At 30.1% G+C, this 26071-nt stretch carries 27 protein-coding genes and 1 riboswitch; of the genes, 7 read left to right on the forward strand and 20 right to left on the reverse strand.

The annotated features are described in order from the left end of the window. From QZ286_RS02235 to QZ286_RS02325, 19 genes are all read right to left on the reverse strand, one after another. Positions 1 to 425 (reverse strand): transposase (locus tag QZ286_RS02235; protein ID WP_291255350.1); only part of this gene is annotated, 425 nt, incomplete at its 3' end. Further along, positions 403 to 1029, reverse strand: a complete 627-nt coding sequence (locus QZ286_RS02240) for an IS607 family transposase (protein WP_291255351.1) — start codon at positions 1027 to 1029, stop codon at positions 403 to 405. The genes QZ286_RS02235 and QZ286_RS02240, both read right to left, overlap by 23 nt. Before the next feature lie 253 nt (positions 1030 to 1282). After that, a complete protein-coding gene (locus QZ286_RS02245) occupies positions 1283 to 1918 on the reverse strand; it encodes an amino acid ABC transporter ATP-binding protein (RefSeq protein WP_291255352.1) in 636 nt (211 codons plus the stop codon). Then, complete coding sequence (locus QZ286_RS02250; protein WP_291255353.1) at positions 1918 to 2544, reverse strand: amino acid ABC transporter permease; 627 nt, start codon at positions 2542 to 2544, stop codon at positions 1918 to 1920. Before QZ286_RS02250 ends, QZ286_RS02245 begins: the two co-directional genes overlap by 1 nt. A gap of 22 nt (positions 2545 to 2566) precedes the next feature. Next, positions 2567 to 3328 (reverse strand): amino acid ABC transporter substrate-binding protein, encoded by a 762-nt coding sequence (locus tag QZ286_RS02255; RefSeq protein ID WP_291255354.1) that lies wholly within the window; start codon positions 3326 to 3328, stop codon positions 2567 to 2569. A 288-nt stretch (positions 3329 to 3616) separates the two neighbouring features. Beyond that, positions 3617 to 4183 (reverse strand): xanthine phosphoribosyltransferase, encoded by a 567-nt coding sequence (locus QZ286_RS02260; RefSeq protein WP_291255355.1) that lies wholly within the window; start codon positions 4181 to 4183, stop codon positions 3617 to 3619. A gap of 66 nt (positions 4184 to 4249) precedes the next feature. Then, positions 4250 to 6499 (reverse strand): molybdopterin cofactor-binding domain-containing protein, encoded by a 2250-nt coding sequence (locus QZ286_RS02265; protein ID WP_291255356.1) that lies wholly within the window; start codon positions 6497 to 6499, stop codon positions 4250 to 4252. Continuing rightward, a complete protein-coding gene (locus tag QZ286_RS02270; protein WP_291255357.1) occupies positions 6499 to 6954 on the reverse strand; it encodes a (2Fe-2S)-binding protein in 456 nt (151 codons plus the stop codon). The genes QZ286_RS02265 and QZ286_RS02270 overlap by 1 nt, the downstream gene beginning before the upstream one ends. After that, complete coding sequence (locus QZ286_RS02275; protein ID WP_291255358.1) at positions 6954 to 7742, reverse strand: FAD binding domain-containing protein; 789 nt, start codon at positions 7740 to 7742, stop codon at positions 6954 to 6956. The genes QZ286_RS02270 and QZ286_RS02275 overlap by 1 nt, the downstream gene beginning before the upstream one ends. A 26-nt stretch (positions 7743 to 7768) precedes the next feature. Further along, a complete protein-coding gene (locus tag QZ286_RS02280; RefSeq protein WP_291255359.1) occupies positions 7769 to 9103 on the reverse strand; it encodes a nucleobase:cation symporter-2 family protein in 1335 nt (444 codons plus the stop codon). A gap of 89 nt (positions 9104 to 9192) precedes the next feature. Next, a riboswitch (purine riboswitch) is annotated at positions 9193 to 9292 on the reverse strand. Between the two features lie 121 nt (positions 9293 to 9413). After that, a complete protein-coding gene (rnmV, locus tag QZ286_RS02285; RefSeq protein ID WP_291255360.1) occupies positions 9414 to 9959 on the reverse strand; it encodes a ribonuclease M5 in 546 nt (181 codons plus the stop codon). 47 nt (positions 9960 to 10006) lie between these two features. Next, positions 10007 to 11029 carry an alpha/beta hydrolase-fold protein gene (locus tag QZ286_RS02290; RefSeq protein WP_291255361.1) on the reverse strand — a complete coding sequence of 341 codons (1023 nt, stop codon included), beginning with the start codon at positions 11027 to 11029 and terminating at the stop codon, positions 10007 to 10009. A 13-nt stretch (positions 11030 to 11042) separates the two neighbouring features. Then, positions 11043 to 12434, reverse strand: coding sequence for an asparagine--tRNA ligase (gene asnS, locus QZ286_RS02295; protein ID WP_291255362.1), 1392 nt, complete (start codon positions 12432 to 12434; stop codon positions 11043 to 11045). 18 nt (positions 12435 to 12452) lie between these two features. Beyond that, complete coding sequence (locus QZ286_RS02300; RefSeq protein ID WP_291255363.1) at positions 12453 to 12659, reverse strand: DUF896 domain-containing protein; 207 nt, start codon at positions 12657 to 12659, stop codon at positions 12453 to 12455. Between the two features lie 81 nt (positions 12660 to 12740). After that, complete coding sequence (locus QZ286_RS02305; protein WP_291255364.1) at positions 12741 to 13427, reverse strand: DUF4163 domain-containing protein; 687 nt, start codon at positions 13425 to 13427, stop codon at positions 12741 to 12743. Positions 13428 to 13440: 13 nt separating this feature from the next. Then, the gene (locus QZ286_RS02310) at positions 13441 to 14316 is read right to left on the reverse strand and encodes a phosphatidylglycerol lysyltransferase domain-containing protein (protein WP_291255365.1); all 876 of its coding nucleotides are present in this window, start codon (positions 14314 to 14316) and stop codon (positions 13441 to 13443) included. A gap of 21 nt (positions 14317 to 14337) precedes the next feature. After that, a complete protein-coding gene (locus QZ286_RS02315; protein WP_291255366.1) occupies positions 14338 to 14604 on the reverse strand; it encodes a hypothetical protein in 267 nt (88 codons plus the stop codon). Positions 14605 to 14658: 54 nt separating this feature from the next. After that, positions 14659 to 15702: a DNA polymerase IV gene (gene dinB, locus QZ286_RS02320; protein ID WP_291255367.1), complete on the reverse strand. Its 1044-nt coding sequence runs from the start codon at positions 15700 to 15702 to the stop codon at positions 14659 to 14661. A 115-nt stretch (positions 15703 to 15817) separates the two neighbouring features. After that, complete coding sequence (locus QZ286_RS02325; RefSeq protein ID WP_291255368.1) at positions 15818 to 17050, reverse strand: Fic family protein; 1233 nt, start codon at positions 17048 to 17050, stop codon at positions 15818 to 15820. A 410-nt stretch (positions 17051 to 17460) separates the two neighbouring features. Here QZ286_RS02325 and QZ286_RS02330 point away from each other — a divergent pair, with 410 nt between their 5' ends. The 7 genes from QZ286_RS02330 to QZ286_RS02360 are packed head-to-tail and all read left to right on the forward strand — an operon-like array spanning position 17461 to position 24694. Beyond that, positions 17461 to 18009, forward strand: coding sequence for a hypothetical protein (locus QZ286_RS02330; RefSeq protein WP_291255369.1), 549 nt, complete (start codon positions 17461 to 17463; stop codon positions 18007 to 18009). A 48-nt stretch (positions 18010 to 18057) separates the two neighbouring features. Continuing rightward, on the forward strand, positions 18058 to 18762 hold the full coding sequence (locus QZ286_RS02335) for a hypothetical protein (RefSeq protein WP_291255370.1): 705 nt from the start codon (positions 18058 to 18060) through the stop codon (positions 18760 to 18762). Between the two features lie 12 nt (positions 18763 to 18774). Then, a complete protein-coding gene (locus tag QZ286_RS02340; protein WP_291255371.1) occupies positions 18775 to 21369 on the forward strand; it encodes a hypothetical protein in 2595 nt (864 codons plus the stop codon). Positions 21370 to 21374: 5 nt separating this feature from the next. Continuing rightward, complete coding sequence (locus QZ286_RS02345) at positions 21375 to 21854, forward strand: hypothetical protein (RefSeq protein ID WP_291255372.1); 480 nt, start codon at positions 21375 to 21377, stop codon at positions 21852 to 21854. Then, positions 21851 to 22285 (forward strand): hypothetical protein, encoded by a 435-nt coding sequence (locus tag QZ286_RS02350; RefSeq protein WP_291255373.1) that lies wholly within the window; start codon positions 21851 to 21853, stop codon positions 22283 to 22285. Before QZ286_RS02345 ends, QZ286_RS02350 begins: the two co-directional genes overlap by 4 nt. After that, complete coding sequence (locus QZ286_RS02355; protein ID WP_291255374.1) at positions 22282 to 23958, forward strand: hypothetical protein; 1677 nt, start codon at positions 22282 to 22284, stop codon at positions 23956 to 23958. The genes QZ286_RS02350 and QZ286_RS02355 overlap by 4 nt, the downstream gene beginning before the upstream one ends. A 13-nt stretch (positions 23959 to 23971) precedes the next feature. Beyond that, positions 23972 to 24694 carry a hypothetical protein gene (locus QZ286_RS02360; RefSeq protein ID WP_291255375.1) on the forward strand — a complete coding sequence of 241 codons (723 nt, stop codon included), beginning with the start codon at positions 23972 to 23974 and terminating at the stop codon, positions 24692 to 24694. Between the two features lie 57 nt (positions 24695 to 24751). Here the strand turns inward: QZ286_RS02360 and QZ286_RS02365 are convergent, their stop codons facing one another. Beyond that, positions 24752 to 26023 (reverse strand): 2-hydroxycarboxylate transporter family protein, encoded by a 1272-nt coding sequence (locus tag QZ286_RS02365; RefSeq protein ID WP_291255376.1) that lies wholly within the window; start codon positions 26021 to 26023, stop codon positions 24752 to 24754. Positions 26024 to 26071 lie beyond the last annotated feature (48 nt).

Genomic DNA, 26071 nt, shown 5'->3' on the forward strand with positions numbered 1-26071 from the left:
ACTTCAGTAGGTATTTGTTCATTTGTTTTTATCCAACCTACTTTTTCAATTAAGACTTTTTTCTCTTTAACTTTTAATTTTGAAGTATCATTGTAAAAACTAGGTTTACTTTTCTTTTTACTCTTAAATTTTGGCTTATTAGCTAAACCTTTAAAAAAATTTTTATAGGCATTACAAGCGTCTTTTACAGCTTGTTTGGTAACATTGTTTGATACTTCATTCAACCAAATTAGTTCTGACTTTTTTAGTTGAGTTAATTCTTTTCTGATAATTCCATCGCTAATAAATTTACCACCATTTCTATAATTTTCTTCCTGTTTCGCAAGAGTATAATTATAGATAAATCTAGCAATTCCTACAGATTGCCATAATTTCTGTTCTTGCTCTTTGGTTGGATACAATCTAACTTTCTTTGCAAGTATCATCTTCTATTAACTCCTTAATCATTTTTTTTGCTTTATTAGCTCTTTTTCCTTGAAGTCTACAACTAAATACAGTAACTATTTGAATTAAATCTTCTACTAACTCTTGTTCTTCAGTTATCTCTGTATTATCAATAATTTCGATTGTTGTTCCATACTTTTCACATAAATTTTCTATCAATTCATATCCAAATCTAACTAATCTATCTTTGTAAAGAATTACTATTTTATCAATCTCTGAATTAGTAATCATATCAATCAATTGATTTAGTCCTTTTTTATTATAGTTGATACCGCTTCCAATATCTGTTATTATCTCGAATTGATAACCTTTTGCGAACATATATGTTCTTACATTTTCAATTTGTCTTTCAAGGTCATCTTTTTGTTTGTTTGAACTAACTCTACAATAACCAATAATTTTTTTATTTATTTTAGTTTTTATTTTCAGTCCTAAAAAATTATTAAGTTGTTCTTGAGAATAATATCTTGTTCCACCAACAGTTACATAAGCAGGTTTAAAAGTATTATTCTTATCCCAATTTCTAAGAGTTTGAATTGTTTTTCCTATTTTATCTGCAAATTCTCCTATTGAGTAATATTTCATGTTATCACCTCAATAGTATTATATCATAATCTTTCAATATTTTGTAGATTTTTATATGAAGTTATATATTATTCACAACAGATTTAACCCCTCCTCAGCTATTTTTATGAATATACTTTAGCACAGAACTAATCTATTTGTCAATAATTTCATAATTATTTTTTCATTTTTATATTTTTATAAAAAATAATTTTTATAAAAACATAAAAAAAAGAGATTTTAACCTTAAATAGCAGTTAAAACCTCTCTATTCTTATCTATTCTCTCTTATCTCCTTTATATTCCCATTTTCCATTACAACTATTCTATCAGAGATTTTATTTACAAAATCAATCTCGTGACTCACTATTACCATAGTCATATCAGTTGTATCTTTTAAATTTTGAATTACATTTAAAACCTCATTTACCATATCTGGATCTAAAGCTGAAGTAGGCTCATCAAAAAGTAAAACCTCTGGATTTTTTGCCATTGCTCTAGCTATTGCTACCCTCTGTTTCTGTCCACCAGATAGTGCCTTTGGATAGAAATCTGCTCTCTCTTTCAATCCAACTTTTTCCAACAACTCAAGCCCCACTCTCTTAGCCTCCTCTTTTGACATCTTATCAACTATAACTAAAGACTCCATTATATTTTGTAGAGCTGTCTTATGTGGAAAAAGATTAAAATTTTGGAATACCATTCCCATTTTCTTTCTATCTGGTGTCTCTATGCTCCCACCATCTATCTTTTCAAGTCCAATCATACATCTCAAAAGAGTTGATTTTCCACCACCAGATGCTCCTATTATTGAGATTACCTCTCCTTTTTCTATATCTAAGTTTACACCTTTTAATATTTTTACATCATTATCATAGTTTTTATATAGATCTCTTATCTTTATAATCATTATATCATCACCTTTTTTTCCATTCTTTTAAAGAAAATTACTACAACTGTTGATAGAACTAAGTATACCCCAGCACAGATTATAAATGGAGTTATTGAAAAATCCCTAGTTACTATCTCTCTTGAGTTTCTTAATATCTCTGCCATTCCTATTGCTGATACTAAAGATGTATCTTTTATAAGAGCAATAGCCTCATTTCCTAGTGGTGGCAAAGCTGTAATTAGAGCTTGAGGAATTATTATTCTTCTCATAGTCTGCCAATAATTCATACCTAAAACCTTTGCAGCTTCATACTGTCCCTTATCTATTCCCAATATACTTCCTCTGAATATCTCACAAAAATATGCTGTATAGTTAATTATAAATGTAAGAGATGCTGCTGTAAAAGGAGATAGTGTAATTCCTATTACAGGTAATCCATAATATACAAAGAATAGTTGTAGCAATAGAGGTGTTCCTCTAAATATCCAAGTATATATCTGTATTCCATTGTTTACTATGCTATTTTTTGATATTCTTCCCAATGATAATACCACACCTAAAGGTAGTGAAAAAACCATTGTTACTATGTATAATTTTACTGTTAATCCCAATCCCTGTAATATATATAATATGTTCTCTTCCATTCCTATCTCCTTCTAATCTCTATTATTTTCCTAGCCATTTCTCTTTAATCTTATCAAATGTTCCATCTGCTCTCATCTCATCAAGTTTTTGGTTAATCTCGTCAGTCAAAGCCTTATCCTGTTTTCTCAGTGCCACTCCATATCCCTCTTCTGCTAGATTTTCAACTGAATAGTTCAATGTTGATTTTTTCTGATTATAGTACTTTCCAGAAACTTCATCCATAACTACAGCGTCCAATCTTCCCGCTTCCAAATCCATAAGAGCTTCTACATTAGTTGCATATTTTTTTAACTCTTTAATCTCACTCTTAATGCTACTATCCTCAACAGCTTGAGCTCCAGAACTTCCCAACTGTACTCCTACAACTTTTCCAGCTAAATCTGCTGTTGTCATTGTTCCACTATCTTTTCTTGAGAATATTATCTGGTTATTATTTAAATATGCTTTAGTAAATAGCACCTGTTTCTCTCTTGCTGGAGTGATTGTCATTCCATTCCATACCATATCTATATTTTTACTTCTCAAATCAAATATGATAGCATCCCACTCACAAGGTCTGAATTTTGCCTCTACTCCCATTCTATTAGCTACCTCTTTAGCTAAATCTATATCAAATCCAACTATCTCCCCATTCTCATCTCTATAACCCATAGGTGCAAATGTGGCATCTAATCCAACTGTAAAATATCCCTTTTTCTTCACATCTTCCAAAGATCTATCAGCTCCAAAAGAAGTTACAATCAAACTTAGCATCATCACCATAGTTATTATAATTTTTTTCATCTCTATACCTCCTGAAATAATTAATAAAAAAAGCCATCTGTTTTTATCCAGATGGCTAACTAAATTATGAAATCTTTTGTTTTACCATCATAGACACATTCTCAATTGCACGTCAATTAGAGTCTGTATCTATGAATCAATCTTCACAAAACAAACTCTCTACCTATGATGGTGATGATGAACTGTTTTTAAATTTAGTAAAACAAAACTCTTTTTCATAATAATCTCCTTTTTAATTTTTTATATGTTGTTATAATACACCCATATTAAATATTTGTCAATCTTTTTTTATCTAAACTTGATCTCTCCATTCTCTAGTGACTCTACTACAGCTAGAGATTCAACTCTCAATCCTTGATCTTGTAATAGCTTTTCTCCACCTTGGAATCCTTTAGTAACAGCTATTCCTACACCCATTACCTTAGCTCCAGCTTGGTCTACTAACTCTTTTAACCCTAGTACAGCATTTCCCATAGCTAAAAAATCATCTATTATCAAAACTCTATCCTCTGGATTTAAAAAATCTTTTCCTACACAGATAGTATACTCTTTATTTTTAGTAAAAGAGTAAACCTTTGATGTATAAAAATCTGACATTGTAGAAGGTACTCTCTTCTTAGCAAATACCAAAGGAACATTAAGAACATATGCAGCTGCTAATCCCACAGCTATTCCCGAAGCTTCTATTGTAAGAATCTTATTTATCTCTACCCCTTCAAATCTCTTTTTAAACTCTTCTCCCATTTTCATCATCAAAACGGGATCGATTTGGTGATTTAAAAAATTATCTACTTTCAAGATTTTTGAATCAATTGTTTTTCCCGTATTTAAAATATAATCTTTTAATAATTTCATCTGAAATAAGCCTCCAATATTTACTTCTAAATTAATGATATTTGTATATTATATCACAATCTACAATTATTTTGAATACATTTCCCAGAATAATTTTTCACTAGTTATAGGCAGACTTCTAACTCTTGATTTTGTTGCCATATATATTGCATCAGCTATTGCTGGAGCTGGTGTATTTATAACTACCTCACCTATTGATTTAGCTCCAAATGGTCCTGTTGGTTCATTTGAGTAACTGAACAACACCCCTACTTTTGGTCCTAAATCCTTTCTTGAAGGTATCTTATACTGCATCAATGTATCTTGTAAAAGTTTTCCATTTTTGTCAATAGTTATCTCCTCAGTAAGTGCTAATCCTATCCCCTGAGCTATTCCTCCCTCTACCTGTACTCTTGCTAGAGCTGGGTTAATTGGTGTTCCACAATCAGCAACTGAAAGGAAATCAACTACATTAGTTTCTCCTGTTAATGTATCCACTTCAACTTCTGCAAAACTAGCTATAAATGGTGGTGGTGAATTTTCTCCTCCCCAAGTTCCTGTTGTAGTTATCTGATTTTTCCCTTCAAATCCTACACTTCTTATAGCTATCTCTTTTAAAGTCAATCTTGTTCCATCTTTAGCTTCAACATACTCTCCAGTATATTGCAATTCATCTATATCTTTATTCATAAGTTTAGAAGCTGAAGCTAAAATCTCTTTTTTCATCTTTTCACAAGCTATTATAACAGCATTTCCTGTTACATATGTCCCACTTGAAGCATATGCTCCCGGATCATAAGGTGATACATCTGTATCTGCTGCATTCAATACTATCTTATCCATTGGAACTTCCAATATTTCAGCTGCCATCTGAGTTAGAACAGTATCACAACCTTGTCCCATATCTGTTACACCTATCATAAGTGTAAAATCTCCACTATCGTGGAATTTTACAGTTGCTGATCCTGTATCTAAACCTGCTATTCCTGACCCTTGCATAGTTACAGCCATTCCTGAAGCTCTGACTTTTCCATTTCCCATATCCACTACTTTTCTATTTTTCCAATCAAAAGCCTCTTTTCCAATTTGGATACATTTTTTTATATCTCCACTTACAGTTTCAGATTGATCAACTAAGTTTTTCATTCTAATCTCTGTTGGATCCATTCCCAATTTGTGTGCTAACTCATTTACAGCTGACTCCACAGCAAATGTCCCCTGAGTAGCTCCATATCCTCTAAATGCTCCCCCAACCATAGTATTCGAATAAACTATATCAGCCTTACATCTCATTGGTACTTTCTCATATAATGGGAATGTTTTATACACTACTAGAGATGTAACTGTTGGAGCATGTTCTCCATAAGCTCCTGTATTTGATAATACTTTTATATCTATAGCCTTTATATTTCCCTCTCTATCTGAACCAATTTTTACTGTTAATCTCATTCCATGTCTAGTGTTTGAATAAGCTTGTGTCTCTTTTCTTGTATATATGATCTTAGATGGTTTTCCAGTTTTTAATGTTACAAAAGCTGTATATATCTCACATACAGAAGTCTGTTTCCCTCCAAAACCTCCACCTAATTTTGGTTTGATAACTCTTATCTTACTACTTGGGTAATCTAAGGCTCTAGCTAGATGTCTTCTAACATGAAAAGGTATCTGTGTAGAAGAGATCACTGTCAATCTTCCGTATACATCAAAATATGAAGCTGATCTATATGTTTCCATCATTGCATGAATTTGAGGTTGTGTGTAGTAAGTATTTTCAATTATTACTTCACTTTCTGAGAATCCTTTCTCTACATCTCCCTTTTCCTGTAAATAAGAGGAAGCTAAGTTCCTTTTATTATCATAACCTATAGTGTCATAGTTTATATGTGCTCTATCTTTATGTACTAAAATATGTGAGTCTAGAGCTTTTTCATAGTCTACTACTGCCTCTAAAACTTCATACTCTACCTTTATAAGCTTCATAGCTTTTTCAGCTGATTCTTCATCAACTGCTGCTACTATAGCTACAGGATCTCCCACGTATCTCACATATTCATCTAAAATCTTTCTATCATATGGAGATGGCTCTGGATAAGATTGTCCTGCCAATGTAAACATAGTTTGTGGTACATCTTTGTATGTATAAATTCCCTCTACTCCTGGAACTTTCAAAGCTATTGTTGTATCTATGCTCTTTATCTTAGCATAGGCATGAGGAGATCTTAAAAGCTTTACTATCAGATACTCTTGGTTTGCAACTAGATCTTCAGTATAGAATGGCTTTCCTGTAATAAGACCTATTCCATCTATTTTTTTCATCTCTTTATTTACAAATCTCATTATCTTTTCTCTGCCTCCATAAAGTTTTTAATAGCTCTAAGTTGAGATATATATCCACTACATCTACATAGGTTTCCATTTAAATAGTGTAAAATCTCCTCATCTGTTGGATTCTCATTCTCTTTCATAAGAGCCAATACTGTCAATGTAAATCCTGGAGCACAATATCCACACTGTTCTGCTCCCTCTGCTGCCATAAATTCTGCAAATCTTTTTGCTTCCTCCTGACAACCCTCAATAGTTGTTATTTTTTTCCCTTGAGCTCTCACTGCTAGAGTACTACAAGAAAGTACAGGTTTCTCCTCTACAAGAACTGTACATAGACCACAAGAGCCTGTATCACAACCTCTCTTTACACTTAAATAACCCAACTTTCTCAATACATCAAGTAAATATTCGTCAGGAGATATTGAAATCTCTCTCTTTCTTCCGTTCACATTAAGAGTTAATATCATTATAATACCTCCTGAATTGCTCTTTTTACAAGATTTTTAGAAACAGCTCTTCTATATTCAGCTGTTCCTCTCATATTACTTCCAAAACTAATCTCTTCACTCATAGCTTCACAAGCTCTATCTATTATCTCTTCTGTCCTCTCATTATTATTTAAAATCTCCATAGCTCTATAAGATAATACAGCTTTTCCAGGTCTTACTCCAATAGCTACTCTTATCTTATTATCAATCTTAGTTACACAAGTATTTGTTATAGCATAATCTGTCTTACTCTTTCTAATACTTTGGAAAGATCCTCTTCCCTCTTTTTTTATCTTGATCTCCACCAAAATATCTCTTCTTAGGCTCTCCTCTTTCAAATACTCCTCCAAAGAGATCTCTCCACCTTTGTATAAAACAACAGTGGAATCCATTGCTAATAGAGTTGGAATTAAATCTGAAAATCCATATTTAGAAAATACAGTAGCTCCTACTCTGACATTACTTCTAAACTGTACTCCCAATATTCCTCTCACACATCTATCCAACACTCCATCAAATAGTTGTTGAGTAATTTCATTTATCTCTAAATCTCTAAAACTTGCCATTGCTCCTATATGAATACAAGTTTCTCCCTCTTTTATATAGTCCAATTCAAGATTAGATAGATCAATAGCTGTATTATAGGCTACATTCCCCATTCTTAAATAAGAGGTTCCCCCCAATATAATATTTTTTTTATTTTTTAATAGTTCATCATAAGCCTCTTCCAAAGAAGTTACAGCTATATAATTTTTAAAGCTAAACAAAACTAACCTCCTAATAACTAATAAATTTATGCTTTTATTTTGTTCTCTTCTACTTTTTTATTATCTAACTCTTCATCTAAAGGTAGTATCAAATTTAATATTACTGCTATAGATCCTGAAACAACTATTCCAGATCCCCCAAATATAAGTCTTATACTCTCTGGGAAATTATTTAATGCTGCTGGAACATTTCCCAATCCATAACCTAATCCTAAAGAAACCGAAAGTATTAAAGCGTTTCTTCCTTTTAATGGCTCCTTAGTTATAAGGTTAATTCCAGATATTGAGATCATAGCAAATACCATTACCAAACTTCCTCCAATTACACTTGGTGGAACTATTGAAAGTATCGCACCTACTTTTGGAATAAAAGCTCCTAAGATTAAGAATGCTGCCCCTACCCCTACTACAAATCTACTCATAACTCCTGTCATTGTCACAAGTCCAGTATTTTGACTGAATGATGTAGTTGGTAATATTGAGAAACTAGCTGCTATACAACTTCCTATTCCATCAGCTAATATTCCTCCAGATAACTCTCTATCTGTCAACTCTCTATTAGCACCACCCATAGTAACTCCAGACATATCTCCTACTGTTTCAACAGCTGATACTATATACATCATTATCATAGCTAGGCAAGCATCTAGGTGAAAAGTTAATCCATATGTAAATGGTCTTGGAACATTGAAATATCCAGCTGTAGTTATGCTTGATAAATCTACTTTTCCCATAAATATAGCCACTATAAATCCAACTACTGTACCTATAAACATAGATCCTGTACTTGTAATCCCCTTTGTGAACTGTTTAAAATAGATAACTGTAATTAAAACAATCATTCCTAAAGTTAAGTTTGAAAATGAACCAAAATCTGCTGCTCCTACTCCTCCAGCAAAATTTGATACACCAACTGGTAATAGTGATAATCCAATAGATAAAACAATAACTCCAGTTACAACTGGTGGGAAGTATCTTCTTATTTTCTTTATAATCAATCCTATGAATGCTTCAAAAATTCCACCTACTAAGGCAGCTCCTAATATAGCTTCATATCCATATTGTAATCCAATTGAAAGTGCAACAGGTACAAAAGCAAAACTTGTACCAACAACGATAGGTAATTTGGCTCCGATAGGTCCAACAGTATATGCTTGTATCATAGTATTCACTCCAGCTACAAACATTGTACATTGAATTAGAAAAGTTTTTGTTTCAGACGGTAATTTTAGAGCTCCAGCTACTATTATTAACGGCGTGATATTACTTACGAACATGGCTAATACATGTTGTAATCCTAATGGTATAGCTTCTTTTAATGATGGAACTCCATCTAAGTGATAAGGTGATCTATTTCTCACTTTTTCCTCCTAAAAATTTTATTCTCATCTATCTGAATATATCTAGAAGTGAAATAGCAAAAAACTGATATTTAAAAATACCACAAAAGAATTTTACAATTTCAACTCATAGCGGGTTATTCTAATGGCAACCCGTAGAGACTCCTGACCATATTACAGGGATATATGAGTTTTTATTTATTATCATTTATCTCTAATATAACACATATTTCACAATAATTCAACTACTTTTTTAGAACTATTTATTCAATATAAATATTTTTTCTATTTATATATAAATTTAAATTCAATTTATAAACAACTTGTTTGTTTAAATCTCTTTTAAAGCCTCTTCAAATTCCTCTCTACTTATTCCATATCTATTTAATTTTGAAAGGAATTGTTTTCCATTTGAGTACCCTATACCTAATTTTCCACCAACTTTCTCTCTTCTCTCACTAGAAGTTGCTCCTCCAATTAGTCCACACTCCATTAGATACTCCACAGTAAAATTCTCCTGTAACTCCTCAGCCACAGTACATCTTGCTTTCTCAAGAGCTTTAATAATAGCCTCTGGTGATGCATTTTCAACTCCTACATCTCCATCTTTTGTCCCTTCACTTCTTCTTATATAAGCATCTTTTGCCTCTGGAAAAAATTTATGTATATATTTTCTAATTTCATCTCCAGCATAATCTGGATCTGTTAATATTATTATTCCTCTATTTTTTTCAGCTACCTGTATTCTTTCAATAGTACCTTTTTTTCTCACAGCAAAACCATTTACTTGAATTATCTCAGCATCAACAGCTGCTTTTACAGCAGAGATATCATCTCTTCCCTCTACTACTATGATCTCTTTTATAATTTTTTTCATTTTAACTCCTTGTTAAAAGGGGCTGTAATTTGTAACAGCCCCTAACTCTATAATTTTATCTTCTCATTAAAATATACTAAAAAATTTTTTAAATCTCTTGCTACATACTCCCAAGTGTGAGTCTCATTTTTACAAAGATAACCTATAAAGTTATACTTATGTTTTTTCATTCTTCTAACAGTGTCTAGCCACTGCTGTAACATCAGATGTGTCTCTACATCCTTTTCTCCTACACTTAGATAAAAATATCTATCTCTATATTTTGATTCAGGTAATCTTTTAGTCAATGTATAAGGATCCTCTTTTAAAATCTTATACCCCCACGAACCAAAAACTCTTAGAAAATGTAGTTTATCTTCATTTGTAAAAAGTTGTTTGGGTATGTATAAGAAATTAAAAATTCTAATAACCCTTCTATTAACACTCATTCTCACTATGCTTATAGCTCCTGAGAAACTTCCAATCACCTTAAATATATCCAGATTCTTAAGTCCCAATTTAAAGGCTCCATAACCTCCCATTGAAAATCCTGCTATTCCAAATTGAGATTTTGGAAACTCTTGCTTTAATTCACTTAACAATCCTTTTACTAGACACTCCTCATATCTATTGTGTCTATCTCTATAGAAGTTTGTATACCAAGACATTCCATTACAACCAGAATTTATAAGTACGATATTCAACTTATCTATCTTCCCCTGATCTAAAAGAGTAAGATAATTCTCTCTTATTCTTCCTCTCTCTAACCAATCATTTGAAGAGTCTCTAAGTCCGTGAAGCAAAATTAAGCATGGAAGATCATCTCTTTTCTCATCTGAATTTTTTATCACTACATACTCTAACTCCTCAGTTATATGTTCATTTTTTAAGATTTTCCTCTCCATCACCAATCTTTTTTTCTGATCTTCTGGAGATATTCTGCTATAATCAAAATCTTGATTCTCTATATAGGTTACCTCTTCAAAGGACAATACTCTACGTATCTTCCTTGAAAGTTTAAATGCATAGGGGTAGGTTACTACATAAAATAGTAACCCCAATCCTGCTAAGATTATAAAAAATTTTATCATAAATTCCTCTTAATTAAAATTCTGCGTTATTTGGTGTTCTAGGGAAAGGAATTACGTCACGGATATTTGTCATTCCTGTAATGTACATTATTATTCTTTCAAATCCTAGTCCATATCCAGAGTGTGGGAAGCTTCCAAATCTTCTTAAGTCTAAATAGAACTCATAATCTTCTGGTCTCATTCCTAACTCTACTATTCTATTTTCTAATATCTCTAAACTATCCTCTCTTTGAGAACCACCAATTATCTCTCCAATTCCAGGAGCTAAAAGGTCCATAGCTCTAACTGTTTTCCCATCTGGATTAAGCTTCATATAGAAAGCTTTAATATCTTTTGGATAATCAGTTAAGAATACAGGTTTTTTGAAATACTCTTCAGCTAAGAATCTCTCATGCTCACTTTGTAAGTCAATTCCCCACTCAACTGGGTAATCAAACTTCTTACCTGATTTTAATAGTATATCTATAGCTTCTGTGTATGTAAGTCTTCCAAACTCATTATTTAATACGTTGTTTAACTTATCAAATAATCCTTTTTCTATGAAGTTGTTGAAAAATTCCATCTCTTCTGGACATTGTTCCATTACAAATCTAATAATATATTTTACCATTGATTCTGCTAATTCCATATTTGCTTCTAAATCAGCAAAAGCAATCTCAGGCTCTATCATCCAGAACTCAGAAGCGTGTCTAGCTGTATTAGAATTCTCTGCTCTAAATGTAGGTCCAAATGTATAGATATTTCTAAAAGCTGAACAGAAAGTCTCTCCACTTAATTGTCCACTTACTGTTAAGTTAGTCTCTTTACCAAAGAAATCTTTACTGTTATCTATGCTTCCATCCTCTTTTTTAGGTAGGTTATTCATATCTAGAGTTGTTACTCTGAACATCTCTCCTGCACCTTCACAATCAGATCCTGTTATGATTGGAGTATGTACATATACAAATCCGTTCTCTTGGAAAAACTTGTGTATTGCATAAGCAACTACAGATCTTACTCTGAATACTGCTGCAAAAGTATTTGTTCTTGGTCTTAAGTGTGCTTTTGTTCTTAAATACTCGAAAGTATGTCTTTTATTTTGTAAAGGATAATCTAAGTCAGCTTTTTGAAATACATTTATCTCTTCTGCTACTATTTCAAAAGCTTGTCCAGCACCTTGTGATTTTACTAATTTTCCTTTTACCTCTATTGTAGAGATTATTGATAGACGAGAAATCTCTTCAAAGTTTGCCAATCTTGTATCAAATACAACTTGAACTCCCTTAAAGAATGAACCATCATTGATTTCAATAAAACCAAAGTTCTTCTGATCTCTTATCTTTTTTACCCAACCTGTTACTACTACTTCTTTGTCCAGGTATTTTTCTGTTTCTCTAAATAGAGATTTTACTGTAACTTTTTCCATTGTATATGCCCCCATAAACTATATTATCTTAATTTTTCCTTTATTTTCAACTTCTCCATCTACGATCTTTATATTGTCTAGATGACCTCTAACTTGAGCTTTGAACTGCTCTAAGTAAAGTTGTCTATATTTTTGTCTCTCTTCTTTTTCTGCTTCAGTCAACTCTCTTTCCTTAGCTATTTTAGAAAAATAATTGACTTTTGCAATGATATCTTTCATTTCCATATTACTTCTCCTATGTTTAAATATATAATACAGAATATTATATCACTTTTTGTATATATAAATCAACTTTTTTTACTAAGACTAGATATTTAGATATTTTTTTACATCTTTTTTATCGAATTTAAATACAGGCATACCACTTGAATATGGTGATAAATCATACTCATGGAATACAAATACAACATTATCTCCTTCAAAATACACTACGGCATTAGCTATATTAGCTTCACAGTTATCGAAGAACATCACTTCATCACCATTAGTGTTTAAAACCTTATCCTTATTTTTTATCATATCATTTATTTTCATATTAAAATAATCTTTAGCCTCTTCTGTAAATAGTTTATCAAAAGTTAAAATGCTATTGTCTTTTAAATTGATATTGTAGCTCTCAAATCCATTTGTAGAGTGTGCTCCACCTGTATATACACTTGATAATACTGTTACTGATAGAACACCAAAATTGTTTTTATACTCTTCAAAATTAACATAGGCATCTTGTATTTTTCCATCATTTTCACTAGTTGAAAGATTTTCTAGTATGTATCTCATTTCCTCCTTCATTGTAGCATTGAAATAAGTTATATCCTCACTCTTTTCATCTTCAATTTGTGGTATCTTTAACTCATATTTAGCAACTGCATTCTCCTCACTTTTGTAATCCAATGAGTTAACTTTTAAATTGTTATCCACATTTTTTCCATTACAAGCTAATTGAAACATTAATATTAATCCTATTGATATTGATTTTAAAATCTTTGTTGTCATCTCTCTCACTCCTTTATTTTAATCCAACTATCTCATATTTCTTTAGCAAGAAAGCTGGATGATAAGACTCCTTTGCCTCTCTTAATCCTTCATCACCAAAGTCATCTTCCCTATTAATATATTTACAATTAGAAAACTCATTCTGTGCAAATAGCTGATTTATTAACTGATAGCTTCCTGTATACTCATTCAATCCCTTCTCAATATGAATTACTCCATAGTCATCATTTAGAATCTCTCCCAATGAATAAGCTATAACTTTATTCTCTATCTTTATCATAGCCCCTATGTAATCCATCTCAGTATAATGATTTAAAAGATTCATTATTCCAAGGTTTTCATTTTTTAGTATAGGAATAGTATCACACTCCCTTTCTAAACACCAATTTTTTTGAAACTCAATTACTTCATTAATATTATCTTCAGAGATTCTCTCATAAGTGTAATTGTATGTTTTAGTAAAATTGTTTATTTTGTTCTTCTTTTTACTATATTTTCTCCCTTTTAAAGTTCCTAAGTCTTTAGAGTTATAGATATAATCAAAACTCTCTCTTCTCTCTTCAAGAATAAAGTTTTTCTCTAAGATCTCTTTCCACTCTTCTGGAACAAGGATTATTCTATGCCCATCTTGGATAATCTCCCTTATTACCTCAACTAAAGCCTTCAAATTATCATCTGTCTTATCTTTAGGGACAGGCATATAATAATACTCCTCTTCTGCAAAAACTCCTTTAACTATCAAAACATTATTCTCTACCCTATATTTACTCTCTTCTCCTATGCTCCATAGGTATTGATTTGTAAAATTATAATCACTTATATTGAATTTTCCTTTTAGATACTCATCAATTATCTCTTTATCCTGAATACCATACTCTTTCCACTCCATTAATTTTCTCCTTAAAATACTCTAAAATCTATATTTTCCACTCTTTTTTAGTTTTTTTCCAATCTGAATACTTATTATTAGGGGTGGAAGTCCTATTAAGAAAACTGTTAATCCAAAGGCATATTTTGGTGCTATATTCACTCCATAAGATATTCCTTGAGCTACTGATCCTATTATATCCAACGGATTAGTATAGAATAACTTTCCAAATGGTGGCAAAACAAGCTCAATCCCATAAGTTATTCCAAAAAACATCCCTATAAATACTATTAATCTTAATAATCCCATAGCTATCTCTCCTTTTGCTTCACAACCTATTATACACCTTTTTCTATATTATACCTAAAAAAAACTTAATTGCCTAATAGATTTTTTTATTAAATTACCAAATGATATTCCCAATAGTTTTATTGGCTTTTCCTCTATCTCCTCCAACAATAATTCTAAATTTTCAAAAAGTATTATTTTATCATCAGTTGGTCTTGACAAAGTCTTTGAGCGAGTTATTAAACTCCCATCACTATATTTTACTTTCAATATTATTGTTTTACTTATCAACTCTTTTTTTAATAATCTTTGATAGGAGTATTCAAATATATCATTTAACTCCTTTTGAATATTCCCATCTGAATCAAGAGGATATCTGTAAGTATTTTCATTTCCAATGGAATGTATCTCTCTTTTATACTCAATTTCACTATAATCTATTCCTCTACAAGAGAGATATAAGAGTTCACCTCTAGATTTCCCATACCTATTCACCAACTCTTGAAATGTGTAGGGCAGGAGATCCTCCACTTTATATATTTCATCTCTATTTAATAACTCTCTTAATTTTTTTCCTACCCCTTGAACTATCTTAATATCTTTTGGTCCAATATAAGTTGCAAACTCCATCTGTGAATTGAATATATATCTTCCCCCAGGTTTATTTATTCCACTTCCAATTTTAGCACTCAATTTATTTATTCCTATTCCCACAGAACAAGTTAGATTGGTATGATGCTTTATTCTCTCTTGAAATTTTTTAGCAAACTTATCCAAAGAATCATACTTTTTTGCTATATCTGTTATATCTACATAACCTTCATCTAAGGCTATAAACTCCACCTTTTCCGTAACTTTTAAAACTAATCTTTGAATTTGTTGTGAAATCTTTATATATTTATCTTTATCAACAGGTATCACTAGCAAATTAGGACAAAGCTTTTTAGCTTCAAAAACACTCATAGCAGAGTGTATACCATATTTTCTAGCTTCATAACTAGCTGTTGTAACTACACCGCCACCTACTACTAATGGAAGTCCTCTATATTTTGGATTATCTCTGATCTCTATTGAAGCATAAAAACAGTCCATATCATAATGCATGATTATCCTATCCATCTCTCCTCCTTTTAATATTTACAATCTGCTACAAACCTGCTATTTTACTCAATTTTTTTATTTTATATACAGAATAATATCAAAAGCTATTTCCATTTATAGCCATATGGAATTATCAATCTAACACTTCCTTAATAGTATTACTTATAATTCTGATTAAAGGTTTCTTTGAATTTAAATCAATTAACCCTAAATCTGTTAAATTATCTAAATGACGTCTTAAAGTTTGAATACTTTTTATTCCTTCTACATATTTTAATAATTCCTTATCAGATAATGAATTTTCTTTAGCAAAAATATAGTTTTGAATATAGATAAATAATATATTACATTCAATCTCTGAGAGATTAAAAGAATACTCAATACTTTTTATATACTTCTCTGCATAGTTAAGTTTTAATATCTTATCCTTAAGCATTTGTATAATACTTTCTTGACCATTAACAATGAAATTTAACATGCCTATTACAAAGAATGTTACCTCTCCATAATTTTTTACTTTTGAAGTATTTAAGAAAAGTTCAGCATATTTTTTTCTATCTCCAAATATTGAATAAGAAAGAGATAAACCTGTATAAATATCTATTTTTCTCGCTAAATACATAGAGAAAAGGAATCTTCCAAATCTTCCATTTCCATCATAGAATGGGTGTATATACTCAAAATAATAATGAACAATAGAAGCTTTTATCAAAGAAGGAATATCCTTTCTATTCATAAATTTAATTAAGTCACTAATATGCTCTACTATGGTGTTTTCTGAAGGATCTCCACTATGTATGTTACTAGTTCCATTTGAAACATTTATTCTTCCATTTCTAAATAAAACTCCATCTAATTTATTTTCTGGATTTTTTAAAATATCTTCTGAAAATATATCATCATACATTTTTCTTATTTGTTCTGGAGAATCAATATTTTCAATATTATTTAATACAATTTGGGTATATTTATTAACAATACCAGAGTAACGAGTGTTTTTCTTTTGTTCCATACTCTCATATATCTCTTTTTTGGTCGAATGTATCCCTTCGATTCCATTAGTTTTAGTAATTTCATTTGTCATAATATCATTGATACAAGCAAACTTTGCAGCATTTGGTAACTCTGAATCTAGTGCCATAATCTCTTTACTATTTAAAAATATTTTTTCTTGAAGAAAATTAATTTCATTTATAGGTAAACAGAATAAAGAATACTGTTCCTTTACCACTCTTTCTCCTCTTAATATAGGATGAATTTTTAATTCAGTATTATAAGTACAATAATTCTCAATTCTTTTTTGATATTCCTCAACTACATTTTCACCTTTAAAATGTAATTTTTCTAAACTTTCATATTGAATCATTTTACAAAAACCTCCTATATTACATTTATTATTATATTATACTATATTTTAAAATATAAAAAAAGTTAATTTTTTATTATTTTATTAAAAAGTTATCAAAAAATAATACAAAACAATATATTTTTATTAATTTATATCTATTGACATTAATTTTTTAAGAATATAAAAATAGAAACTTTTATCTATTCTTCACATTCTTCATCTTTCAACCATATAATTACCAATTACTTTTGATATTATTTCTACAATATTTTTATATTTTAACTCTTACTTTTTAGTAATTCTGTATTAATTGTAATTACTTCTATTATTTAAAGAAATTATGGGAATTGTGACTTTATTTAAAATAAAAACAATTCCTTTCTTTAAGTAAAAAACATTTAAACAACTTATTGTGAGGTAATATTATTATGAAAAAAATTATTTTTTTAACATGCTCAATCTCTTTAATTAGTTTTGGTGCTATTCAAGGGGTTGTAACAAGTAGTGAAACAAAAAATAGTGTCACTGTACCTGTTGAAGCTACTGTTGAAATTATCCCAGAAGATATCTCTTTCAAAATTGTAAATTCTGAAGGAAATGATATTGATAAAATAACTTTAAACCACGGAAAAATAAAGAATGGAACAGAGATCTCTAGACTTACTCCAGTTACTGAAAAGTTTAAAGTTATTCAAACAACACCGGGAAATTATAGTACAGGTGAAATTTCAATAAGCTTTGATGGAAAAAGTGGAACTAGTGAAATTATTCCCTTTGTAGATACCACAAATCTACAAACAACTATTAGCACTTCTGTCAACAAAAATTCCATTGGTAAAGATGTTGAGGCTGAATTTTCTATTACTTCAACCCTTTCTAACAAAGATAATAGTCAATATATTTATGAAAACTTAAAGACTTACACTACTACTCCTCAAAATTTAGTAGTTACATACACAAAAAATTCAAAATATTAGGCAATTAGGAAGAGAACCATCTCTTCCTATTTTAAAATAGGAGATCTTATGACAAAATTAATAACACTCTTTCTTCTCTCCTTACAGGTAACATATGCCTATATTAATATCTACCCTCTCTCCTTTGATAAAAAAATTGATGATGAGGGGAGTTATCAAGAATACTCACTATTTAATCAAACAGATAAACCAATATTTTATCGTGTTTATGTTGAAAAGCCTTCTAACAATAAAGATAGAGATATGTCAAAATGGATAAACTATTTTCCACACTCTCTAACTTTAAAACCTGGAGAAGAGGGAATAATAAAGATCAATATAGCTAGTTATGAACCACTTCCTGAAGGAGAGTATTCTGCAATTTTAGGTATTAGAGAGATTCCTGTATATGAAGAAGAGATTAAAAAGGAAAAAAGTTCTATTGCTGTATATACAGATTTCAAACTTGTATTAAATGGATATGCTGGCAACATATTCCCAAAATTAGAGATAAAGAATATAGGTATTGAAGAGAACAGTGATAGAGTTACATTAAAAGGAACAATTACCAATATAGGTAAAAGGCAGGGAAGATACAAGATTTATTTAGATGAATATTTCTTAGGAAATCTACGTTTAAATAAGGGGGATTCCCTTGAATTTAAGGAAAATGAATTTTACTATTTAAAAGATAAAAATTATAAAAGACCTAAAAAACTGGTGATTAAAGATTTTGATAGTGATGAAGAGATCAAAATCTTTAAATTAAGATAGGAGAAGACTTAAATGAAAAAAAAAATTATTTTTTTTCTCTCTTCTCTTATTTTAGTAAGTACCACTATTTTGGGAGAAGATAGATTAACAATTGAAAAACTAGAACAATTAAAAGCTAAAAATTATATAACTAATGAAGATTATGCTTTTTTAAAAGCAGAATTAGAGGGTAGATTAAAAGAAGATTATTCATACTCTCTTTTTATTGATAGAAAACTAATAACAAACAACTTAAAAATATTAACTAGAAATAATAAAAATTATATATCCTTAGATGATTACTTTAAATTAATACATTTTAATAACTATCAATTTAAAAATAGTGTATTAACGATGTATTTAGGAGATTCTTTAAATAAAGTGGAGATTGATTTTAAAAATTTCACGGTTATACAAGATAATAGAACAGCAGAATTTAAACAATCTGATTTTTATATAGAGGAGAATAGATATTATATTAGTATCAATCTATTTAAAAACATTTTCACTTCAACTTTTCACATTGATAACAATAAGCAACAGTTATCTCTAACTTCTAAATACAACCTTCCTGATAAAATTAGCAATAGACTAAAAGAAACGAAATCCCTATTAGAAAAGAAAAAAAACATTGATGAAATATACTATACAAATAAACATCAGCTTATCAATTTAGGTTATTTACAAGTTGATTTTAATCGATATTTTTCTAGATTTTCCAAGAAAAAAAATAGTGATTGGAATGGTAAACTGATATATCAAAGCGATCTACTCTATGGAACTTTTACTGGAAATTATGATTTAAAAAACAGAAAATTGGATCTTTTAAAACTACGTTATGATAACTTACCCTACTCTCACTACTTAGAGTTTAAGGGAGAAAAGAGCTTCAACGATAGTTGGATTAAATCTATCTCAATTGATAAAAATCTTGGCTATTATGACAATGGAAAAAACTTTATTATCAAAGAGAATGTACCAATTGGAAGTCGTGTAGAACTGATCTATCTAGGAACCACTATTGATATTCAAGATGCTGTTAATGGAGTAGTTGTTTTTGATAATAAGGAACTTAGAGATAATAGAGAGTACACTCTTAGAATACACAACCCCAACGGAACAATAGAGATTAAAACTATTGAAACAGCTGATAATTTTAATCAACAGAATAGAGGTGAATTTCAATATCAACTAGATATTTCTCAGTTGGAAGATTCATATGATAGAAAAAGAAGTGAATTTAACTCCAAGATATTTTATGGTATTACTGACTTTTTAACAATTGGTGGTAGCTACTCTAAATCTCCAAAATTATTGGTTAATAAAGATAATAACAGAGATTTAAAGTATTTAGAGTTTGGTGGTATGGAGCTTATATATACAAATACTCTTGATTTTATTACCTATACTATTGATCTAAACAGTGAAAAAATATTGAATAAAAATATCTATAGGAAGAGTAACAGTTTTTTTGGAAAAACACAGATCAAAATTTCAGATTTAACTTTTGAGTATGAAAAAGCTAATTATAGTGAATACTATTCTGATAAAAATTTAGATACTCTGTCATTAAACTACCAACCTTTCTCCTTTCTAACACTAAATCAATCCTATGAATGGAGAGAGAGTTGGAAGGGCGAAAGATATAGTGAATATAATTGGGATATGGAGATTTCTAAATCTTTTGGAAGGGTTTTAACTACATTTGAATATGAGAGAGCTGACAATAGAGATGATATTTACTCGGCCAATCTCTATTACTCCCTACCTAATAATTATGGAATCAGATGGAATAACTCCATAACAGAAAGAGAAAGAGATCTAAAAAGTAAAATAGCCCTGTACAACATCAGAGGAAACAGTGGAGTAAACTACTCTATTGAATTTTCCTATGACAAAAAGGAGAGAGAAAAACTAACTTTTAAGTTCAATATAGAGCTTGACAATCTATTTAAAATTGATGTGAATACAAAAGATAATGGAAATTACGATATTTCTCTTGGATTCAATAGAATTATGGATCTCAAGGATATTAGAAAACCGATTGATAATATGGATAGTTCTCGAGCTAAAGTGAGAAGCTTTTTAGATTTAAATGGAAATAATAGATATGATATTGGGGAGAGCTTTGTAGGGAATGTTCAAATTGAAATTAATGGAGAAAAGAAGATAACAAACTCTAAAAAACCCATATATTTTTACAATATTCCCAATGATATACTCTATGAACTTAAACCAATTATTAGATTTCCTGGCTATGATCTATATAATACAAAACTCTATCTTAAGGGAACAGGTAGTGGGGATATTCTTGTAGATATTCCAATTAAACCTTTTTTCAGTGTCTCTGGACAGTTACAACTTGATGAAAAAATACTTTCAGAAATAGTAATTACTCTAAAAGATAGTAAAGGAAATTTGATTACTAACACACTTCCTGATTATTTAGGTTACTATGATATCAGTCAACTTCCTCAAGGTGAATACACTCTTGAGATCAGATCATTTAAAAATACAAATATAACTCCTTTAATAAAAAAAATAAGAGTTAAATACAAAAAAGGAAATGGAAATACAATTATATTAAATGCAACTATTGATAAAAATAAAATAGTAGAAAGGAGTTAGAAAAGATGTTAAAAAAAATTATCTCTCTATGTTTTATCTCCTCTGCTCTTCTTTGGGCTGAAACTGCAGTAACTACTGTAGATACAGAAAACAAAGAGAGTACAAAAGTTGTAAAAAAAGAGAGAAAGTTAATAAAAAGTGATTCAATCAGAGTTGATACTAAGGCTAAAGTGTTTGTTCCACTAGAAGTTATCTCAGATATAGAGGTAAAAACCTTAGTTGTAGATGATGAGGAGATTACTCTTCCGTTTGAAATGGAATTAAACAAAAAACCTGATACTTTTTATAAATACAGATTTAATCTCAGTAATAAAGAGATTGATATAGATAGTGATGGAAAAATTGACACTGTAATCTATGTTAATAAAAATATTGATAGTAAAATTATTCGAGATAACTATGTTAAAATTTCTGGAAAAAATATTAGTAAGGAGGGAACTCATAGAAAAAGAGTATATATAACTGTGGAGGTAGATAGTAGATGAAAAAGTTAATTACACTTTTGCTTTTAATTTTTAATAGACTCTCTTATTCTGAAATTAAAATAAAGGTTAAACCTTTAGAATTTCACGAAATCAGAGCACAAAATAGTGGACTATATAGTGCTACTGCTAGAGGAATAATCATAATAACTACAGATAATCTAGATGAGGATATTGGAAAACTTATTAAATTTAAAACTCCTGAACAATTGGTTTTAAGTAATGGAAAAAACTTTATTAAAAGTGAAAATATTAATTTTGAAAATAAAAAAGATGAGATCATAATAGAGAAGGAGAATGAAAAGCTCATATACTTTGTTATTTTAGATAAGAAAGAGTTTTCTCAAGGAAAAAATCAAAATGAGATAGAGGGAGATTATCTGGGAACTCTTCCTCTTAACTACTCTATTTATGGTAAGGAGGAGGAGATTTGAAAAAAATAGTTACCACTCTCATCTCTTTTCTCCTATTTACAAATACAATTTTGGGAACAGCTGGGATAATGGCTTATGAAAAAGGACGTACTGCTCAATTGAATATAGAGGTTACAAAAATTAAAAGCAACAATTATTTGGATTTAATAGTCGATCGTAACAATAAAAAATTCTATGCTGAACTGACATCAGATATGGATCTATTTTCAAACAGGGTATATATAACTGATAGCATAAAGGGTATAAGATCCTTTACAGATATTGTTGGAATGTTCCCAAATAAAGTTATCTCTCTTAACAATAAAAAGTATTTAGAAGTTGATTACTCTTTTACCTCTACTCCTAAACAACTATATTTTTGGCTGATCCAAGGAGATAGGATAAAAAAAGTTTACACTGGAAGGATAGTAGATGAATATGTTGATCTTTCAAGAGCAGACGGACATATTATAATTGAAAGTGTCAACGACACAAAAGATACACTTTACAAGCTTGATAGATATGGGGTAGTTCTCAAAATAGCTAAAATATCTCATAGAAAAGAGAGCAATCAAAATATTGTTTTAGATATTAGGAATATCAAGTACTTTTTAGAAGGGAAGGAGTTTAAAGAAAAAATTCCAATCTCTCTCTATTTTGAAAATAATAAGCAATTAACCAATCTAAATAATATACATAACTCTGACACTCTCTATGGAAAAATTGATTCCAATATCAATATACCACTTGAATCTAAAGAGTATATATTAAAATCTGAAGAGAGCAATCTGTCTAGTTATCCTATTGAGGTAAAGTTTTCAACAAGACCTAGATTGATGAAAAGAGGCACGAATATTGATACTCCTCCTGCTAATTTTTATTCATTTAAACCCTATAGTCTTCTCTGGGAACACAATGGAGTTATCAAAGTTTATGCAAAAACACTTAATAATGATATTTTCTATATAAAGAAAATATTGTGGTGGGGGTATATTGAAAACCACCTTCCCTCTTCTGAAGTTATTCAAGAAGATTCATTTTTTGGAGCTAGGATATTTGATACTAAATCTAAGCAGATATTCTTTTATAGAGGAAATAAACAGGTAAAAAAAGGTCCTAAAGTAAAAGAATATATGGATTTAAATCTGAGTTTAGGAAAAGACTCTATCTCCTACTCTATTGCTAATAACATAATCACTTGTAAAATAAATAGAGAGGAGTTTAAAAAAGTGGGAATAGACAAGATTAAAACTGAGTTCTATGGTGGCTTTCTCCTTCCCAATACTGTTTTGGAAATTCTTTTTACTGAAGATCCAAAACCTGACCTCCTTGTTAATACCCTTCAAAATTTTGAATTTGGTAAAGTTAAAAATGGTTCTATTGGTGAGAAAAAAACAGCTGAAATAGCTACTGAATACAATAAAAATTATGATTGTTTAGTCGAAACTGAAAAAAGTATGACTTTAAAATATATTGGAAAAAAAAACAGACTTGATCCTACAAAATTTGTTACTGCTCAGGTTAACTCAATCATACCTAAAGAGCCAATAAGTGTTGATGAACGATTTAACAAAAGAAAATTTCTAATCACAGCCCAAATTGTTGATTACACAAAAACTATCCCAGGATACTACCAAGGGAGATTAAATGTAAAGGTTACTCTTGTTCCAAAAAATAAGAGTGGAAAATTTTAAAAAGGAGCTAACTATGAAAAAAATTACAACACTTATTTTTACCTTCATAATCACTTTAAATCTATTTGCCTTTGAAATTACCCCAGATTATTTTGGACAACGTCTGGATAATGGAGGTGCTTTTCAAGAATATACCATAAGTAATAAGACAAACCATACTGTTCGTTACCGATTTAGTGCTCTTCCTAGTAAAATAAAGGAGAAGAGTATGGATAAGTGGGTGGTATTTCAGCCTAGATATATGACTATAAAACCTGGAGAGAGCAGGTGCTTGAAGATTTTTGCTAACTCTCCTTTGAATGCTCAAGTAGGAGAGTATGCCTTCTATACTTACATAGAGAGTATTACCATTCCAGATTTTGTCTTTGATAAAGAAAAAACTGCCCTTGTAGCAGGCACTCAATTTGGAGTAAATATAGCTATACAGATGTTTGCTTGGGTTGGTGATCTTCCCCCAAAAGTTGATCTCTACAACTATAAAGTCTATAAAAAAAATGGTAGACTTTATATAAAAGGAACATTAAAAAATCTTACTAAAAAGAGATTTGTTCAATATAGAGTTACAGCCTATGGTAGAAATAGTTCTCAAGTTATTGACGGTGGATTTATCTTTATTGACCAGAGTAAAAATTTTGATACTCTTTTAAGTGATAATTTTTCTAGTATAACTGATCTTGATAAAATTGAGGTTATTGAATTCCCTAGTCAAAACATTCTAAAAATAGTTAAATTTTAAATTAAAAAGGAAAAAAATTACTCCGAGTAACTTTTTTCCTTTTTTATCAACTCTTTTTTATTTTACAAAATTTATTATAAGGGAAGTAAGTAGTAACATAAACGCCCCACCTATTCTTGAAGAGATCTGAGCAAATGGCATAAGTACCATTCTATTTGCTGCTGATAAAACAGCCACATCTCCTGTTCCACCCATATTTGCCATACAAAGTCCTGCAGTTATAGAACCTTCTATCACATAAAAACCTATAAAATGTCCAACTATTGCTGTACCTATAATAGCCCCTACAACAGTTGTTGTAACTAAAACTATATAAGTTAAGCTAAATGATGCTAGAACTTGCTCTATACTTGTATAAGCCACTCCTATTCCAACTAATAGTGGAATTGTAAAGTTCTTAGCCACAAAGTTAAACCATTTTGCACAACACCCCTCATAATATGGATCTATTGCTCCAAACAATTTACATATAACAACTGATATTATCATCAAAGCATATGAGTGTATTGGAATATATTTGCTTAAAATAGTACCAAAAGCAAAGAATGTTGTAGCTATTAGTAGACCTATTCCTAAGTCTGTATACTCTATTCTCTTTTGATCCTCATCTTGCTCTACTATCTCCTCTTGAGATTTTAAAAGTTTTCCCTCTCCACTCAAGCTTGGATATTTTTTACCTAACTTATCTAATAGTCCACCAAAAACTATTGCTAAAGCATTTCCCAATCCAACTGCTGGTACCATTACAGCTAATAACTCTGTTGGTGTCTGATTGAAAGAGGTACTGAAAATCTGAGCCAAAGGAATAGCTCCAGCTCCCATTCCTCCTCCCATAATAGGAATAGCTATAAAGAAAATAGATTTCAAGAATCCATACCCTGTTATAAACCCTACCAATCCTGTCAATAGAACTGAAACAGCAACTCCACCCAATATTACAGGCAGATATCCCAACGCTGCTTTCATAAGTAGTTTTCTATCCATTCCTAGAATACTACCTACAATTAGAGCTGCAATATAAAAATCTAAAAAGCTCTCCTTTGTCATAAAGTTCTTCATAATAGCTAAAGATTTCTCTGGAATCACATTATAATATACCAAAAAAGCCGATAAGAATATAATAACAATAGGTCCTCCACCCAGATAATCTTTTACAATAGGAGTCTTATTTCCTATAAAATCAAAAATTACACCAATGACAATCATTAATGGTAAAGCCCCTAACATTCCTGTTGGTAGTTTTCCCATTGCAGTACAAGTTATAACAACTAGACATATTGGAATAAAATATTTCATTTCAATTCCAGCTAATTTAAATTTTGTGCTCATTACAATCATCTCCTTAATTTTCATTTAAATAGCCCAATACTGATATAC

It is taken from the genome of Fusobacterium sp., assembly GCF_019012925.1.
Taxonomy (GTDB): domain Bacteria; phylum Fusobacteriota; class Fusobacteriia; order Fusobacteriales; family Fusobacteriaceae; genus Fusobacterium_A.

Bases quoted from the DNA above. Each gene is read 5' to 3' on its own strand.
- QZ286_RS02325 (WP_291255368.1), bottom strand. From the start codon at position 17,050: ATGATTCAATATGAAAGTTTAGAAAAATTACATTTTAAAGGTGAAAAT.
- QZ286_RS02315 (WP_291255366.1), bottom strand. From the start codon at position 14,604: ATGGGATTATTAAGATTAATAGTATTTATAGGGATGTTTTTTGGAATA.
- dinB (WP_291255367.1), bottom strand. From the start codon at position 15,702: ATGGATAGGATAATCATGCATTATGATATGGACTGTTTTTATGCTTCA.
- QZ286_RS02255 (WP_291255354.1), bottom strand. From the start codon at position 3,328: ATGAAAAAAATTATAATAACTATGGTGATGATGCTAAGTTTGATTGTA.
- QZ286_RS02300 (WP_291255363.1), bottom strand. From the start codon at position 12,659: ATGGAAATGAAAGATATCATTGCAAAAGTCAATTATTTTTCTAAAATA.
- QZ286_RS02330 (WP_291255369.1), top strand. From the start codon at position 17,461: ATGAAAAAAATTATTTTTTTAACATGCTCAATCTCTTTAATTAGTTTT.
- asnS (WP_291255362.1), bottom strand. From the start codon at position 12,434: ATGGAAAAAGTTACAGTAAAATCTCTATTTAGAGAAACAGAAAAATAC.
- QZ286_RS02365 (WP_291255376.1), bottom strand. From the start codon at position 26,023: ATGAGCACAAAATTTAAATTAGCTGGAATTGAAATGAAATATTTTATT.
- QZ286_RS02345 (WP_291255372.1), top strand. From the start codon at position 21,375: ATGTTAAAAAAAATTATCTCTCTATGTTTTATCTCCTCTGCTCTTCTT.
- rnmV (WP_291255360.1), bottom strand. From the start codon at position 9,959: ATGAAAAAAATTATAAAAGAGATCATAGTAGTAGAGGGAAGAGATGAT.
- QZ286_RS02265 (WP_291255356.1), bottom strand. From the start codon at position 6,499: ATGAGATTTGTAAATAAAGAGATGAAAAAAATAGATGGAATAGGTCTT.
- QZ286_RS02310 (WP_291255365.1), bottom strand. From the start codon at position 14,316: ATGGAGTGGAAAGAGTATGGTATTCAGGATAAAGAGATAATTGATGAG.
- QZ286_RS02305 (WP_291255364.1), bottom strand. From the start codon at position 13,427: ATGACAACAAAGATTTTAAAATCAATATCAATAGGATTAATATTAATG.
- QZ286_RS02240 (WP_291255351.1), bottom strand. From the start codon at position 1,029: ATGAAATATTACTCAATAGGAGAATTTGCAGATAAAATAGGAAAAACA.
- QZ286_RS02250 (WP_291255353.1), bottom strand. From the start codon at position 2,544: ATGGAAGAGAACATATTATATATATTACAGGGATTGGGATTAACAGTA.
- QZ286_RS02245 (WP_291255352.1), bottom strand. From the start codon at position 1,918: ATGATTATAAAGATAAGAGATCTATATAAAAACTATGATAATGATGTA.
- QZ286_RS02260 (WP_291255355.1), bottom strand. From the start codon at position 4,183: ATGAAATTATTAAAAGATTATATTTTAAATACGGGAAAAACAATTGAT.
- QZ286_RS02340 (WP_291255371.1), top strand. From the start codon at position 18,775: ATGAAAAAAAAAATTATTTTTTTTCTCTCTTCTCTTATTTTAGTAAGT.
- QZ286_RS02290 (WP_291255361.1), bottom strand. From the start codon at position 11,029: ATGATAAAATTTTTTATAATCTTAGCAGGATTGGGGTTACTATTTTAT.
- QZ286_RS02335 (WP_291255370.1), top strand. From the start codon at position 18,058: ATGACAAAATTAATAACACTCTTTCTTCTCTCCTTACAGGTAACATAT.
- QZ286_RS02350 (WP_291255373.1), top strand. From the start codon at position 21,851: ATGAAAAAGTTAATTACACTTTTGCTTTTAATTTTTAATAGACTCTCT.
- QZ286_RS02270 (WP_291255357.1), bottom strand. From the start codon at position 6,954: ATGATATTAACTCTTAATGTGAACGGAAGAAAGAGAGAGATTTCAATA.
- QZ286_RS02360 (WP_291255375.1), top strand. From the start codon at position 23,972: ATGAAAAAAATTACAACACTTATTTTTACCTTCATAATCACTTTAAAT.